A 15,159-nucleotide genomic window follows, 5' to 3' on the forward strand; every position below is an offset into this window, starting at 1 on the left:
TAGCCTAGTTCACAATACTTCTTGTCAACTTGTCAAGTTAAGCGTATATTTTAGTTAAACGGTCACCAGATCCATTGAGCCATGAAAACGATGAGCGTCGGCGAATTCAAGACCCGCTTCTCAGAAGTAATAGAATGGGTCAAATCGGGCAAGAAAGTAGCCGTAACCTACGGCAGGAAAAAAGAAATTGTCGGATACTTTGTTTCGGAACCTTCGGCTGGCCCGACCAGGCGAAAGCTGGGACTTCTGGAAGGCAAGGCCAAAGCCACCTTCACCGAAAACTTCAAGATGACCGAAGAGGAGTTTCTCGGTCAATGACCTGCCTGCTCGACACCCACACCTTGATCTGCTCACTCCTGTGGCCGGACAAATTGCCTGGCAAGGTGGTTTCTTCCCTGGAGGATCAAGGCAATGCAATACTGGTCAGTGCAATCAGCTTTTGGGAGATATCCCTGAAATACTCGCTCGGCAAACTGGATCTGCAGGGAATCTATCCGCATGAAATTCCCCATCACGCAGGTGAAGCCGGTTTCGGGTTATTGCATCTCTCACCGGAGGAGGCATCAACATACCATGAGTTGCCTGGAACCTGGCACGGAGATCCCTTCGACCGGATGCTTATCTGGCAAGCCATGCGACAGGACATGGTGCTTGTAACAGGTGACGCAGATATTTGGAAATACCGGCAGGAAGGCCTGAAACTTCTTTGGTAGCTGCATCTGCCCCGTGCGGGTGGTCGAAACAGGGATGGGAATGCCGTCTTACAGCGTGGCTTTCCCGTAGTAGGGAATGAGCGCGTCGGGCAGCTTCACGCTGCCATCCTCCTGCTGGCCCGCCTCCAGCAGCGCCGCCACCACCCGCGGCAGGGCCAGTCCCGAGCCGTTGAGTGTGTGCAGGATGCGGATCTCCCCGTCGCCGGTCCGCCGGTAGCGCAGCTGCATGCGCCGAGCCTGGAAGCCCCCGAAATTGGAGCAGGAACTCACCTCCAGCCAGCGCTGCTGGCCCGGGCTCCACACCTCCAGGTCGTATTTCTTGGACTGCGTGAAGCCCATATCGCCGGTGCACATCAGCAGGGTGCGGTAGGACAGCCCCAGATCCTCCAGCAGCGACTCGGCATACTCGCGCAGGCTCTCCAGCTCGTCGAAGGCCGCGTCGGGGTGCACCATCTTGACCAGCTCCACCTTGTCGAACTGGTGGAGGCGGTTGAGTCCCCGCACATCCTTCCCGTAGGAGCCCGCCTCGCGCCGCCAGCAGGGCGTGTATGCCACATAGCGCAGCGGCAGATCCTCCTCGTCCACGATCTCGTCGCGATGGAAATTGGTCACCGGCACCTCGGCCGTCGGGATCAGGTAAAGCTCGTCCCTGGGCACCTCGTACATCATGTCCTCCTTGTCGGGGATCTGTCCCGTGCCACGGGCCGAATCCTCGTTGACCACGTAGGGGGCCTGCAGCTCACGGTAGCCCTCCTCCACCGCCTTGTTGACAAAGTAGTTGACAAGGGCGCGCTGGAGGCGGGCCAGTGGACCCACATAAAAGGGGAATCCGGCACCGGTCACCTTGGCGCCCCGCTCGAAATCGATCCAGCCCTCCTCCTCGGCCATCTCCCAGTGGGGTCGGCGCCACTCTTCGCGCGCCGGTTCGCCCCAGCTCTTGAACACCTTATTGTCCTCCTCCGAATCGCCCACAGGCACCGACTCGTGCGGCACGTTGGGGATGCGCAGCAGCATCCCGTCGCGAGCGGATTTAAGCTCCTTGAGCTCCTCCTCACCCTCCTTGATCGCCTCCTTGAGGCGGGAGGTCTCGGCAATGATCTCCTGGGCCTTCTCCTTCTCGCCGCTGCCCATGAGCTCGCCGATCTTTTTCGACTTAACGTTGCTCTCGTTGCGCAGCTCGTCCACGCGCTGCACCAGGTCGCGCCAGTTGCGGTCGGCCTCCAGCACCTGGTCTACCAGGTCCAGGGGTCCCTCCCCCTTCTTCTTCATGCCCTCCCTGACGAGATCGGGCTGTTCGCGGATGAGGTTGATGTCGAGCATAGGGGCGTGCTGATTCTGGGTTGGCGTTTCGCTCCAAGATAATGGAGTCAGGCCAGACGGGAAACCGCGAACTTCCTATCCGGCAGCGGATCGAGACGTTGTCATGGGAAGGCCGAACCTTCGAATTATTGTATGGCATGCTGCTTGACCTCCTAATTTATTAAGTCTACTTTTCCATTCACATAGAAAATTTAGGCATTAACATACCGAGATATGAGCCAGGGACTCGACGAAATTGACGTAATGATTCTGAACCACCTCCAGGAGCACGGGCGTGCCCAGCGCAACAAGTTGTCCGAGATCGTGCACCTCTCCGTGCCCTCCGTATCGGAGCGCATGCGCAAGCTGGAGGACAACGAGCTGATCTCCGGCTACCACGCGGTGCTGGACGCCCGCAAGTTCAATTTCGACATCACCGCCTTCGTATTCGTGGAGGTGGACGGTTCGGACAACTACCCCAAATTCGTGGAGCAGGTGACCGGCGAGCCTGAGGTCCTGGAGTGCCACTCCATTACCGGGGACGGCTCCCACGTCCTGAAGATCCGGACCAAGAACACCGCCTCCTTTGAGAAACTCCTCTCGCGCATTCAGTCCTGGAGCGGGGTCACACGGAGCCGTTCCAACGTGGTGCTGAGCAGCTTCAAGGAGACCCGGAAACTTCCCATCGAAAATACCATTGAAGCCAAGTAGCACCCGCACACCCGATCCAGAAGATCTTTATGCACCTGCGCCTGCTGTTCCTTTGCCTGCTCTTTCCCCTGCTGACGGCCGAGCCGGTATCGGCGCAGCGCCAGCTGGGCGTGCAGTGGGAGGTGCCGGGGGACCGCGGGGAGCTGATGTCCCAGCTCCGGACCTTCCGCCAGCTGGAGCTGAGTCACCTGGAAGTGGACCGTCCCCTGCCGGAGGCGGCGTGGGACTCCATCCGTGCTTCGGGCATGCAGGTATGGGCCGCCGTCCCGCTCTCCTATCCCACCCGGTGCGCCTTTGCCGCGCCCGACAGCGCCACCGTCGGCCACGCTGGAAAACTTTCTTCCGGCCTTCATCGGCACGCTCCGTCGGTCACCGCCGTCCGCCTCTTCCGCCACGGGGCCATGCACGATGCGCGCTTCCGTGAGGCCCTCGCCCCATTCCTGCAGCAGATCCGCAGCTCCTACGGCGGCGACCTCTACCACCTGCGCAGCCTGGGAGCGGCCGGGCGGCCGATGTCCGGCGGAACCGGTACGCAGCAGGGGAGCGGCAGGCTCGACTTTTTCATGCAGCATGTGCCGGTACGTGCGGGCTATACGCAGAACAGCCCGCTGCTTCCAGCAGCGGCGGCAGACCATGACGCTGCCGCAAGCATGGCAGGCGATGGCATGCCCGGCGCCTGGCTCTACCAGCCAGACGAGGAGATGGCGCCCTACCTGGGTCCCTTCAAGCGTCTGCTGGAGGAAACCGCCGATCGTCCCGACGCGCCCCTTTTCATTCCTTCGGGGTGGCTGATCGACAACCTGGAGAGGCACCCCACGCTGGGCGAGACCCTTCAGCTCTTTGCCACCGAGGGCGGTACCGTGTTTCCCCTTCCCGAAGAGTCCTATCCCACCGAGGACCGCGTGGGGATGGGCGTGCTGCTACTTTTTCTGCTCTGGGGGAGCGTGGCCCTCCACTACAGCCTCAGTCCCATCTACCGGCGTTCCATCAGGCGCTTCTTCGTCAGCCACCGCTTCTACGTCAACGACGTACTGCACCGCCACGTGCGGGTCCCCGCCCAGGGGGTAATCATGATGCTGCAGCATGCCGTGCTCACCGGCCTCCTCCTCTACAGCCTGGGCAGCTACCTGCTCACCCCGGCAGGGACGCAGGCCCTGGTGCACCACCTGCCCGGGCTGACCCTTTTTGGAGGGGTGCATTTCTCCTTTTTCTGCTGGGGAGCACTGGGCACACTGCTCGTGGAGAGCATCTCCATCCTTTGGCTGCTTGGACTGAACAAGCGCATCCGCTTCTTCAGCCAGGTCACAAACCTCTACAACTGGCCCCTGCAGGCCAACCTGGTGACCGTCACCGTGCTCTTCGCCCTCATGGTCGCCCGTCCGGGCGGGGGCGGCATCGCGGTCGGCCTCCTGTTGATCGTCTTCCTGCTGTTTTTCCTGGGCTCTTTCGTGCTGACGGCTTTCGACACCTCGCGTCTTCTCACCAATAAAAGGGCCTGGTTCCTGCTGAGTACGGTGGGGCTCTACCTGCTTCTGTTAACGGGGGGGACAGGCTGGATGCTGGGCAAAACCGACTTGTGGGCCATCCTTTCGCTTGCACTCCAAGTCTAACTAAGCCTACAAGTCTGAAAGTCAGAAAGTCCGAAAGTCGGGAAGTCTGGAAGTCCGCCGACTTTAAGACTTTTGAGACTTTATGACTTATTAGACTTTATGAGACTTATTAAGAGATTTGCTTGCGGAGGCGGGCGACGGGGATGTTGAGCTGCTCGCGGTATTTGCTGACGGTGCGCCGGGCCACCTTGTAGCCCTGCTCTTTCAGCATGTCAGCGATGGCCTGGTCGCTGAGGGGTTTCTGCTTGTCCTCGCCGTCGACGATCTCCTGCACGGAGTTCTTTACCTCGCGGCTTGATACCTCCTCGCCGCTCTCGGTCTCAAGTCCCTCGCTGAAAAAATACTTCAGCTCGAAGACCCCGAAGTTGGTCTGTACGTACTTGCCGTTGACCACGCGCGAGATGGTGGAAATGTCCAGGTTCACCCGCTCGGCGATATCCTTGAGAATCATGGGCTTTAGGCCCTCGCCGTGCTTGAAGAAGGATTCCTGAAGCGCCACGATAGTCTTCATCGTGTTCATCAGGGTATTTTGGCGCTGGCGGATGGAGTCGATAAACCACTGGGCCGACTCGATTTTGTTTTTTATGAAGTTCTTGGTCTCCCTGGTCTGCGGGTCCTGCTTCTTTTTCTTTTTCAGGTCGTCCCACATCTTCTTGTAGCGCGGGGAGATGGTCAGCGGTGGGACGTTGCTGTTGTTGAGGGTAATCACGAAATCGCCTTCCCCCTCCTCTTCCTCGGAGGCAGGCTCATGGTAGACCTCGAAATCGGGCTCGATGTAGTTGGAGGTGTCGTCCACCGCCGTGCCGCCCCCGCCCGGCTTGGGATCAAGCCCCTTGATGCAGTCGAAGGCTTCCTGCAGGCCATCGCCGTCCACATCCAGCTTTTTCTTAAGTTTCTTGAAATGCTTCTTCTCGAAAGCGTCCCAGTGGTCGCGCAGCATGGCGATGGCGGTGTCGCGAGCCTCCGATGCCGTCCTCGCTGAGCTCCAGCTGCACGAGGAGGCAGTCGCGCAGGTCGCGCGAAGCGATGCCCGGGGGATCGAGCCGCTGGATGTGCCGCCGTACCTCCTCCACGTCTTCCACGGAGGTGAGCACCCCCTGGTTGAAGGCGATATTGTCGACCACCGCCTCGGGCTCGCGCCGGAAGTAGCCGTCCTGGTCCAGCGAACCGAGGATCTGGTCGGCGATTCTGCGCTGGTCCTCGTCCAGGTCCAGCAGCCCCACCTGCTGCTCCAGCTCCTCCAGCAGGCTTTCGTGGTAGGGATTGGGCAGGTCTCGCCAGCTCTGGTCGCCCGAGGAGCCCCCGCTCCAGGAGTCGCCGTAATCGTGCCCGTCGTACTCGGTGTTGTGCATGAACTCCTCCCAGTCGATCTCCTCGTTCTGATCCACCGGATCCACGTCATCCTCCCCGTCGCGGCGTTTCTCCTCCCACTCATCCAGGCTTTCGGTCTGCTCATCTATCTCGCCGGTGTCCTCTTCCAGCACGGGATTGAGCTCGATCTCCTCCTTGATGCGCTGCTCCAGGGCTATGGTGGGAAGCTGCAGCAGCTTGATGTACTGGATCTGCTGGGGTGACAGCCGCTGTTGCTGCGACTGCTTCTGGCTCATCTGTTGGCCGGTCTTGATCATGGCGCCAAATTGGCCAGAGTATCGGAGTCGCGGCGTTTCATGGCCGCCTACGGGAACTTGAAGAACGACTTTCCCCGGAGTGCGCTATGGGTTCTCCAGGAGGTCGGGAATGGCAGGGGCGGCCCCTTCCGTCGCGTGTTCCACATAGGGCCGTCACGCAGGAATTGTGCCCTTTCGACGCTCTCCAGCCGTGCTCGCCACGGGTCGCAGCTTTCCTGGTTCCAGCTTGCAGCCGGCAGGTCCCGGGCACCGCACGCCAGCGTCGCAGCATTGCGGCCACCCAGCTCGTCCAGGTGTCGGGGAGCGGCTTCCAGCAGCCGGCAGATGCGCACGCCGAGTTCGTCCAGTTCATGATCTCGCCAGCTTCGCTGGGGAACGCGTTCCTGTACCTCCCCCGGCTCCACGGGCAGCAGCAGCTCCTCGAAGATCTCCTCCACTTCGGTCACCAGCTTGGCCTGCCCCTGCTGGATGAGCCGGTTGCCGCCCATGCCGGCGCCCGCGGGATGGGGCACGGCAAAAACCTCGCGGCACTGGTCCAGCGCCGCGGAAGCGGTGATCATGCTGCCTCCTCCCTCCCCCGACTCCACCACCAGGGTACCGTAAGCCATGCCGCTGACCACCCGGTTGCGCACGGGAAAGTTACCGGCCTCGGGCGGGGTGCCCAGGGGAAACTCGGAGATGACGGCGCCCCCGGAATTCGCAATTTCGGCGGCCAGGGAGCGGTGGGGACGCGGGTAGATCAGGTCGATGCCCGAGCCGAGGACGGCCACGGTCACGCCCCCGCAGGCCAGGGCCGCGCGATGGGAGGCCGCATCCACCCCGTAGGCCAGTCCGCTGATCACACTCATGCCCGCCGAAGCGATGTCTCCCGCCAGACGTTCGGCCTGTTCCAGTCCGTATTGGCTGGCCCGCCGGGTGCCGATGACCGCCAGACCGGGGAGGCGGAGGGCGGCCGGGTCGCCCAGCACCCAGAGCAGCAGGGGCGGGTCGTGCAGTTCGTGCAGCAGGGGAGGATAGTCGGGATGGCGCTGGTGGATGAGTCCGGCGCCCAGCCTGCGGGTACGCTCCAGGATGGGGTCCACCTCCGCCCAGCCGCCGAAGCCCAGGATCTCTCGCGCAGTGGCGGGACCAATGCCCTCCGTCTTCAGGAGCTCCTTTTCAGAAGCATGGAAAATGCCCTCGGCGCTGTCGAATCGATCCAGCAGTACCTTGATGCGGTGGGCGCCCAGGCCGGGCACCAGGCTCAGTCCCACGTAATCCCTAAGGGGTGGGTCGGAGGTCGGTGGGTTCTTCCTCTTCGGGGTCTTCATGCTGCTCAAGCACCTCCCATATGGCTTCTTTAAGTCGATCCATGTTGTATCCCGTGGCGGCGGAGATGGGTATCACCGGGATATCAGCGTCGATCTCCTGATCCAGTTTGTGGTCCTCCTGCAGGTCCATTTTGGTCACCGCCAGGATACGCGGCTTGTCCAGCAGGTCTGCCCGGTAGGAGTGCAGCTCCTTCATCAGGGCGTTGTATTCGTAGTCGATGTCGTTCTGGCTGCTCACCATAACAAGCAGCAGGTTGTTGCGCTCGATATGGCGCAAAAATTGGATGCCCAGCCCCCGGCCCTCGTGGGCCTGTTCGATGATGCCGGGGATGTCGGCCATCACGAAGGTGCGATAGTCGTTCAGGGTCACTACACCCAGGTTGGGCTGCAGGGTGGTAAAAGGGTAGGAGTCGATCTTCGGCCTGGCGCCCGACATGGCCGAAAGCAGGGTACTCTTGCCGGCGTTGGGAAAGCCCACAAGTCCCACGTCGGCCAGCAGCTTCAGCTCGATCTCGACCGTGAGCTCCTCCCCCGGCTGCCCCTCCTCGGCCTTGCGGGGGGTCTGGTTGGTGGAGGTGCGGAAATGCCAGTTGCCGCGTCCACCGTTGCCGCCGCGCGCCAGTACAAGGGTCTGACCGTGTTCGGCAATCTCGCCGATGCGCTCGCCGGTGTCGGCATTGAAGACCACCGAGCCCGGCGGGGCCTCCAGGATCTCGTCCTCCCCGTCCTTGCCCTTGCGCTTGCTCTTGGCCCCGTCCTGGCCATGTCCGGCCTTTACGTACTTGTGGTAGCGCAGGTCCAGCAGGGTGTTGAGCTGTTCGTTGCCCTTCAGCAGCACATCGCCCCCGTCGCCCCCGTCACCCCCGTCGGGTCCCCCGCGCGGCACGTACTTCTCCCGGCGGAAATGCACGGAACCGTTTCCGCCGCTTCCGGCCGTCACGTATAATTTGGCGTAATCGGCAAAACGCATAGCTGGGAATTCGGTTCGGGGGAGGCCGGCGGGTTCGGGCGCCGGACCGGTTCAGGATACGGGACTCAGGCCTCCTCGAAGCGGTGAAGCACCACCTTGAGGAGCTTGGTCAGCCTGGCTTTCATCTGGGGACGCTGGACGATAAAGTCGAGAAATCCGTGTTCAAGCAGGTACTCCGCCGTCTGGAAGCCGTCGGGCAGGTCGCGGCCGATGGTCTGGCGGATGACGCGTGGACCGGCGAAGCCGATGAGCGAGCCCGGCTCGGCGATGTTGAAATCGCCCAGCATGGCGAAGCTGGCGGTAACGCCCCCCGTGGTGGGATTGGTCATCAGCGAAATGTAGGGCACGCCTGCCTCCTCCAGCTGCGCCAGCTTGGCGGAAGTCTTGGCCATCTGCATCAGGCTCAGCACGCTCTCCATCATGCGGGCGCCGCCCGACTGGGAGATGATGATCAGGGGAATCTCATCCTCGCGGGCGCGGTCGATGGCCATGCCGATACGCTCGCCCACCACCGAGCCCATGCTGCCTCCTATAAAGCCAAAGTCCATGCAGGCGATGACCACCTTGAGCTCGTTCATGGCGCCCACGCCCACCCGCACGGCGTCGCTGTGCCCGGTCTTTTTCTGATACTCCTTCAGCCGGTCGGTGTACTTCTTGCGGTCCTCGAAATCCAGGGGATCGGTGGGCTGGATCTCCTGGCCGATCTCCTCGAACTCCCCCTCGTCAAAAAGGAAGGAGAAATACTCATCGCTGCCGATGCGGAAATGATAGCCGCTCATGGGATCCACCCAGAGATTGTCCTCCAGCTCCCTGCGATGCACGGTCTCGCCGGTGGTGGGCACCTTGATCCAGACCCCTTCCGGCATCTCCTTCCGCTGTTCGGTTTGTATATTTTTGTCTTTGCGTTTGAACCAGGACATCGGCTGTCATTTTTGTTCAGGTAAATGCCAAAATAACGATTCTGGCAGGAAGCTAAAATCTTTATATGGGGCGGAGCGCCTTCAGGGCTACACCTGCGCGGCGACGTGTAGTAGCGCGGGTCGAACTCCTCCGGCGTAACACGCCGTGCGAAGGCCTCCCTCCCGGGCAGCTCCCAGAGCGCCAGCAGGGAGCGTGCCGAAACGGGCCTAGTTCCACGCGATTCGGTCTGCTCCACCACCGCCGGGTCAATACGCTCCAGGCCGGTGCCCGCCAGCAGGTGTCCGGGACGAATCATCTGCTCCACCTTTTCAATGGGCAGCACCTCCACCTGGTCGCGCGCCTTCATCCCCGAGGAATGCAGGTCGAAGGACCGGTGGTAGAGATGCACCCGCCGCGCGTCGATCACACAGTGCACGGTACGGGGCTGCAGGTCTCCGTCCCCCAAATCCAGACCGGCGCGCACGCCGGCGGCGAAGGAGGCCAGGGTGTGCACCCCGTAAAGGGGCGCCGCGCTGGCAAAAAGAAGACCCTTGGCCGCGCTGGCTGCAATGCGCAGGCCGGTATAGGAACCGGGTCCCTCGCTCACCAGGACGGCCTGGAGATCGTCCACGCCAAAACTCAGCTCGTCCATGAGCTCCCGCGTATAGGTAAAGAGCCGTTCGGAGTGCGATCCTTTCGCTTCTATTTTCTTTTCGTGCACGCCGCCCTCCATATCGCGGCAGGCGACCGAGCAGATATCGGTGGCGGTTTCAATGGCGAGAATCATCCGTAATCGCTTGTCTGGAGCCGTTGGCATGGATTCGGGCGTGCTGCACTCGGCACAGCGGCCTAGTTTCGGTGTATCTGCCAGGCGCTGTTGCTCAGCTCCACCCATCGCTCATAAAGACGAATTAGTTGCGGAAATTGTTCCTTGCGGAATTTGATGCGCGAGATATCGATGTCGTATCCGTAGCGGAGGGTGTTCCCCTCCAACCTGTACTCCTCCTGCAGCCAGGCCCCGTCCAGCTCCAGGGAGCGTCCGCCCTCTTCCCGGCCCGCTGCGCGCCAGCCATCGGGCAGGTGGATCTCGTAGGCCAGGTTGAGCCGCTCGGGAGCGTCGAGCGTGACGGGCAGGTCGCGGGAGGAAGACTCGAAAGGATTGCTCATCAGGTAGCCCACCACCATGGGCGGGTACTCCAGGGCGTCGGTAAAGCTGCGCGCGTAACCCGGGATGCGAAACTCCGACCGCATGCGCACCTGCCGGTCGTAGTCGTCCGCCCCTTCCAGGGTGCTTCCCGACAGCGAGATCTCCCCGTAACCTTCAAAGAGGGCCTGCCGGATCACCTCTTCCGGGAGAGCGCCCTCGGAAAGCCGGCGGCGGATGGTCTGCTTGGGATATCCCGCACTGGAAGCCTCCACCCGCCCCCGCAGATCCCCGTTGGGAAGCAGCTCCCCTTCCAACTGTATGTCAATGGCGAAAACGCTGCCTGAGGGATTCGTAGACACCCATTGGTAGTCCTCCCCGCGCAGCAGAAGGCCTGTCTGGTTGTACATGGGCACGGGAATGAGTCCGGGCTGGGCATGGGGAAAGCTGGCATCCATGATCACGGAGGAGTCGCCGTCCGCCGCCCAGGTAAGCTGGGCGTTAAACTGGTAAAAGGAGGGAAAGGATCGGTTCAACTGGCCCGAGGTACGCGTGGAGATAAGCAGCGGCCACGCCTCGATGCCTGCCCCGCGCAGCATGGCCGTAAGGGTCTGGTTGATGGCGGCCTGGTCGGCCGACACGCCTTCCAGCACCAGGGAGTCGCCCTGGGCGCTGGAGGCGCGGCTGGAGCCGCTGTAGTTGACCCGACCGTTGAGATAGCGGTAGATGCTGTCACGCGCCGCCTCTCCGCCGCCGGCGGCCAGGGCAATCTCCGCCCCCAGTTTTCGCGCCCTGTCGTAGGAGGCGATGCGCCCCAGAATATCTTGTTTGCGGCGGAGTTCAGCGACCACGAATTCCCAGCTGTTTTCCAGGGGTTGGCGCGGAAGTCCGAATTCGCTGATTTGAAAATGGACCTGTGCCCGATAATCGTCCACGGAGGTTATGTAGCTCTCCTCGCGCACGGCGGAGAGATTGCGCGCCGTCCAGTGCTCCAGGGTGACCGGCTCGGGCCGCTCAAAGGTAAATACACGCGGTACGGAGCTGGTGTCCACCCTCTCCACCCGGTGCTCCGGGCTTCCTCCCCCGGGAAAGTTCTCCACGCTGGCCGCGTAGCGCAGATAGGCGGGGTATTCGACGCTCACCTGCGCAAGCAGGGTGGGCACGGGGTGGGAAAAGTAGAACTCGGGAAGCTCCTGAATGTAGCGGCGGCGCACCTTGTAACTGTACTCCAGCACCGAGCCGTCGGTGACATCGGGCATGGTGAACTCCATGATGTTGTAGCGCGCATTCACGTTTATGACCCGGCGGCCGCTGTCGGCCAGGGCCACCCGCGAGCCGTCGGGGTGCCAGGTCGCCGCCCGAAGTTCCTGTATCTGCTCCATCTCCTGGTCAAAGTACCAGGGGATGGAAACCACGGAGGCCTCCCGCGCGGAGGCGTCAAAGACCTTGATACGCACGATGTGGTGAAGGACGGCCACCACGCTTCCCGACTCATCATCAAAGGTCACGTAGAGCTCTTTGTGGGCATAAAGCCAGGGGGCCCCGCGGGCGAAAGACGGCAGGTCGGAGGGCCGGAGATTCAGCAGGGAGTCGGGCACCTCCCCGTAGGCGGTACGTGGACCCAGTTCGTCGGGACCGGCCAGTCGGATCGGCACCCGTGCGGAGTCAGCCTGGCCGCCGTCCTGCGCATGCGCTGGAGCCGGCCGGAGGGTGACGGCCAGAACCAGCACCAACAGGAAGGTGAATGCGGAAAGGCGGTTTCTCATGGGCGTGGTCATCTCAAAGCCGGAACGGACAGAAGAAGACGGAATTGTTCCTAGAGACGGTTCTCCACCAGGCGACCCTTGTTGTAGACGGCCACAGCGCGTCCGGTCAGCTCCTGTCCCAGGTAGGGAGAGTTGGCCGACTTTGAGTGCACGCGATCCCGCGTGAAGGTCCACCTTTCGTCGGTGTTGAATAAGGTAAGATTGGCCTTGCCGCCCTCCTCCAGGCCGGGGATCTCCAGGTTGAGGATCTCGCGGGGGCGATAGACCAGCTTTTCCATGAGAGCAGCCAGGTCGAGATGCCCCGGTTCCAGAAGCCGGCTCACCGACACCGGCCAGGCCGTTTCCAGTCCAATAATCCCGTTGGAAGCGTAGATGAACTCCACATCCTTCTCCTCGATGGCGTGGGGGGCGTGGTCGGTGCAAATAGCGTCGATGGTGCCGTCGGCCAGTCCCCCGATGATCGCCTCCACATCTTCGGCGGTGCGCAGCGGGGGATGCATCTTGCAGTTGGTGTCGAAGTCGCGCCGTTCGATCTCCTCGTCGGTGAGGTCGAAGTGATGCGGGCAGACTTCCGTGGTAACCCTGATGCCCTCCTCCTTGGCGCGGCGCACCAGCTCCACCGCGCGGGCGGTGCTGATGTGGGCCACATGGAGGTGTCCCCCGGTGAACTGCGCCAGCAGAAGGTCACGCGCAATCATCACCTCCTCGGCGATGCCCGGGGTGCCGTCGAGTCCCAGCCTGGTCGACACCCTTCCCTCGTGCATGTGGCCGGGACGCGAAAGCCTGAGGTCCTCCTCGTGGTTGATGACGGGCACGTCCAGCATGGAGGCATACTCCAGGGCGATGCGCATAAGGCCGGAGTCGAACACCGGGTCGCCGTCGTCGCTGAAGGCCACCGCGCCGCCCTCCTTCATGTCGGACATCTCCGCCAGCTCCCTGCCTTCCCGCTCCTGGGAGACGCAGCCTATGGGATGCACCTCCACGGGGAGGCCGGCCGATTTCTTTTTGATGAACTCCACCACGTCGCGGGTGTGGATGGGCGGGGTGGTGTTGGGCATGCAGGCCACCTCGGTGAAGCCCCCGAAGACAGCGGCCCGGCAGCCCGTCTCAATGGTCTCCTTATGCTCATGGCCCGGCTCGCGCAGATGCACGTGCATATCCATCCAGCCCGGGGAGACATAGGCGCCCTCCCCGTCAAGGACCTTCTCGCCGTCGCCCGCCTCCAGGCCCTGGCCCGTTTCGGCGATTTTACCGCCGCGGATGCGAATGTCGGACTTCCGCTTGCCGTCATGGCCGCGGCCGACCGGCCGTACGTTCTGAATGAGGAGATCAGGAGTATGACTCATGGCGGGAATCTGTTATTTTGGGCAAAATATAGCTGTTTTCCTTTGAATTTAATAACCGCCCGACATGCCGCAGTCCGAGCTGTTCACGCCTTCCACGCTGAGCGTTTCCGATCTAAAAGGGCGTATCGGAGGTACCGGGGCGATATCCCTCCGACTGATTGTCTGTAGTTGCGGGATTGATTACCTTGGTATGTAGTAAAGCCGGAAAATCATGAGCGAACAACTCCTGCATAGAATTACCAAGAACCCCGAAATTTGCCACGGGAAGCCTACCATTCGCGGCCTGCGATATCCCGTTGACTCGATGTTGGAGCTTATGGCGTCGGGCATGAGCCATGAGGAGATCTTAGAGGATTATCCCGATCTGGAGAAAGAGGACCTGCTGGCCTGTCTGGAATATGCCGCACGGGTAACCCAAACCAAGAAAGCGCAAAAAATTGCCCCGTGAGAGTCGTAAATGAGGAAGAAATCCAGGTCCACTATTAACGGACGTATTTACCATGCCGCAGTCCGAGCTGTTCACGCCTTCCACGCTGAGCGTTTCCGATCTTACAGGGGAGATCAAGGAGATTCTGGAGGGACACTTCCCGGACGTACGGGTGGAGGGGGAGGTAAGCAACGCCAGCCGCAGCCGCAGCGGACATGTATACTTCACACTGAAGGACGAGGACGCCCAGCTCTCCTGCGTGATCTGGCGCAGCACGCGCAGCCGAAGGGAAATCGAGCTGGAGGACGGACAGCAGATCGTGGCCGGCGGAGAAATCCAGGTCTATCCCCTCACGGCAAGTACCAGCTCATCGTGCGCTCGGTGGAACAGGCCGGAAAGGGCGCCCTGCAGGAGGCCTTCGAAAAACTGAAGGCCCGGCTGAAAGACGAAGGGCTCTTTGAGGAAAAGCACAAACAGGCCCTGCCGAAATACCCCCGGCGCATCGGCGTGATCACCTCCGCCACCGGGGCCGCCTTTCACGACATCAGGGATACCGTGGCCAAACGCTGGCCGCTGGCCACCCTGGTACTGCACCACGCCAGCGTGCAGGGCGTGAAGGCCGCCCCCGAACTGGTGCGCGCCATTGAATACTTCACGCGCGAGAAGAACGTGGACGTACTTGTGGTAGGACGCGGGGGCGGCTCGCTGGAAGATCTCTGGCCATTCAACGAGGAGGCGGTGGCACGGGCTTTATTTGCCTGCCCGCTTCCCGTGATCAGCGCGGTGGGACACGAAACGGATTTCAGCATTTCTGATTTTGTGGCCGACGTCCGCGCCGCTACGCCCACCCAGGCGGCCATCCTGGCTACGCCCGACATCAACGAGCAGCGGATGTACGTGGACGACCTGGCCACGCGGGTGGCCGAAGGAGTGCCCGAACGTATACTGCGGCAAAAGGAGCGGGTAAGCCAGCTCCTGAAATCCCATGCGCTGGGGGCCATCCGCCAGAAAGTGATCAACACCCGGGAGCGTATTCACAGCTATGCAGGCCGGCTGAAGCATGTTGGAGAGCGAACGCTCACCGGACGGAGGGACCGCCTGAAACGCCTGGCCGAGCAGCTGCGCCACCGCGGGGAGCTCCAGCTCTCCGGCCGCCGGGAACGGCTGACGGAGCTTCGTCACCGCCTGGAGATGCTTGACATGAACGCCCCGCTGGAACGGGGCTTCGTGCGTGTGCACCAGGAGGGGAGGTGGGTGCGCAAGGCGGAGGCCTTTGACAATGACGCGGCTTTCGAGCTGGAATGGAAGGACCGGCGGGTGGACGTGCACCCCTGA

General features: G+C 62.0%; 16 protein-coding genes. 7 read left to right on the top strand and 9 right to left on the bottom strand.

Translation table 11 applies throughout. The features are described from left to right. Positions 1-81: 81 nt before the first annotated feature. Complete coding sequence (locus tag U5K31_04845) at positions 82-318, top strand: hypothetical protein (GenBank protein MDZ7772055.1); 237 nt, start codon at positions 82-84, stop codon at positions 316-318. Continuing rightward, on the top strand, positions 315-713 hold the full coding sequence (locus U5K31_04850) for a type II toxin-antitoxin system VapC family toxin (protein MDZ7772056.1): 399 nt from the start codon (positions 315-317) through the stop codon (positions 711-713). The genes U5K31_04845 and U5K31_04850 overlap by 4 nt, the downstream gene beginning before the upstream one ends. 48 nt (positions 714-761) lie before the next feature. Here the strand turns inward: U5K31_04850 and serS are convergent, their stop codons facing one another. Beyond that, positions 762-2,033 carry a serine--tRNA ligase gene (serS, locus tag U5K31_04855; protein ID MDZ7772057.1) on the bottom strand — a complete coding sequence of 424 codons (1,272 nt, stop codon included), beginning with the start codon at positions 2,031-2,033 and terminating at the stop codon, positions 762-764. 213 nt (positions 2,034-2,246) lie between these two features. On the opposite strand from serS, the gene U5K31_04860 reads away from it, so the two are divergent. Together U5K31_04860 and U5K31_04865 are read left to right on the top strand one after the other, a co-directional pair. After that, positions 2,247-2,723 (top strand): Lrp/AsnC family transcriptional regulator, encoded by a 477-nt coding sequence (locus U5K31_04860; GenBank protein ID MDZ7772058.1) that lies wholly within the window; start codon positions 2,247-2,249, stop codon positions 2,721-2,723. A gap of 29 nt (positions 2,724-2,752) precedes the next feature. Further along, positions 2,753-4,333: a hypothetical protein gene (locus tag U5K31_04865; GenBank protein MDZ7772059.1), complete on the top strand. Its 1,581-nt coding sequence runs from the start codon at positions 2,753-2,755 to the stop codon at positions 4,331-4,333. A 109-nt stretch (positions 4,334-4,442) separates the two neighbouring features. Here U5K31_04865 and rpoN read toward each other — a convergent pair whose 3' ends face one another. From rpoN to U5K31_04905, 8 genes are all read right to left on the bottom strand, one after another. Further along, positions 4,443-5,273, bottom strand: a complete 831-nt coding sequence (rpoN, locus tag U5K31_04870; GenBank protein ID MDZ7772060.1) for an RNA polymerase factor sigma-54 — start codon at positions 5,271-5,273, stop codon at positions 4,443-4,445. Continuing rightward, on the bottom strand, positions 5,221-5,961 hold the full coding sequence (locus U5K31_04875; protein MDZ7772061.1) for a hypothetical protein: 741 nt from the start codon (positions 5,959-5,961) through the stop codon (positions 5,221-5,223). Before U5K31_04875 ends, rpoN begins: the two co-directional genes overlap by 53 nt. 47 nt (positions 5,962-6,008) lie before the next feature. After that, entirely contained in the window at positions 6,009-7,214 is a 1,206-nt protein-coding gene (dprA, locus tag U5K31_04880) for a DNA-processing protein DprA (GenBank protein MDZ7772062.1), read from the bottom strand. Positions 7,215-7,221: 7 nt separating this feature from the next. After that, entirely contained in the window at positions 7,222-8,241 is a 1,020-nt protein-coding gene (obgE, locus tag U5K31_04885) for a GTPase ObgE (GenBank protein ID MDZ7772063.1), read from the bottom strand. Positions 8,242-8,306: 65 nt separating this feature from the next. Then, on the bottom strand, positions 8,307-9,107 hold the full coding sequence (gene accD / locus U5K31_04890) for an acetyl-CoA carboxylase, carboxyltransferase subunit beta (protein MDZ7772064.1): 801 nt from the start codon (positions 9,105-9,107) through the stop codon (positions 8,307-8,309). Beyond that, complete coding sequence (tsaB, locus tag U5K31_04895) at positions 9,017-9,928, bottom strand: tRNA (adenosine(37)-N6)-threonylcarbamoyltransferase complex dimerization subunit type 1 TsaB (GenBank protein ID MDZ7772065.1); 912 nt, start codon at positions 9,926-9,928, stop codon at positions 9,017-9,019. The genes accD and tsaB overlap by 91 nt, the downstream gene beginning before the upstream one ends. A 62-nt stretch (positions 9,929-9,990) precedes the next feature. Then, positions 9,991-12,051: a DUF3857 domain-containing protein gene (locus U5K31_04900; GenBank protein ID MDZ7772066.1), complete on the bottom strand. Its 2,061-nt coding sequence runs from the start codon at positions 12,049-12,051 to the stop codon at positions 9,991-9,993. A 50-nt stretch (positions 12,052-12,101) separates the two neighbouring features. Then, complete coding sequence (locus tag U5K31_04905) at positions 12,102-13,397, bottom strand: dihydroorotase (GenBank protein MDZ7772067.1); 1,296 nt, start codon at positions 13,395-13,397, stop codon at positions 12,102-12,104. A 211-nt stretch (positions 13,398-13,608) separates the two neighbouring features. Between U5K31_04905 and U5K31_04910 the strand changes: the two genes are divergently transcribed. From U5K31_04910 to xseA, 3 genes are read left to right on the top strand one after another with little or no spacing between them, the layout of a single operon-like run. Beyond that, complete coding sequence (locus U5K31_04910; protein ID MDZ7772068.1) at positions 13,609-13,845, top strand: DUF433 domain-containing protein; 237 nt, start codon at positions 13,609-13,611, stop codon at positions 13,843-13,845. 52 nt (positions 13,846-13,897) lie between these two features. Next, entirely contained in the window at positions 13,898-14,254 is a 357-nt protein-coding gene (locus U5K31_04915; GenBank protein ID MDZ7772069.1) for an exodeoxyribonuclease VII large subunit, read from the top strand. Next, positions 14,206-15,159 carry an exodeoxyribonuclease VII large subunit gene (gene xseA / locus U5K31_04920; GenBank protein MDZ7772070.1) on the top strand — a complete coding sequence of 318 codons (954 nt, stop codon included), beginning with the start codon at positions 14,206-14,208 and terminating at the stop codon, positions 15,157-15,159. The genes U5K31_04915 and xseA overlap by 49 nt, the downstream gene beginning before the upstream one ends.

The sequence above is a fragment of the Balneolaceae bacterium genome (genome assembly GCA_034521445.1).
Classification (GTDB): domain Bacteria; phylum Bacteroidota; class Rhodothermia; order Balneolales; family Balneolaceae; genus JAXHMM01.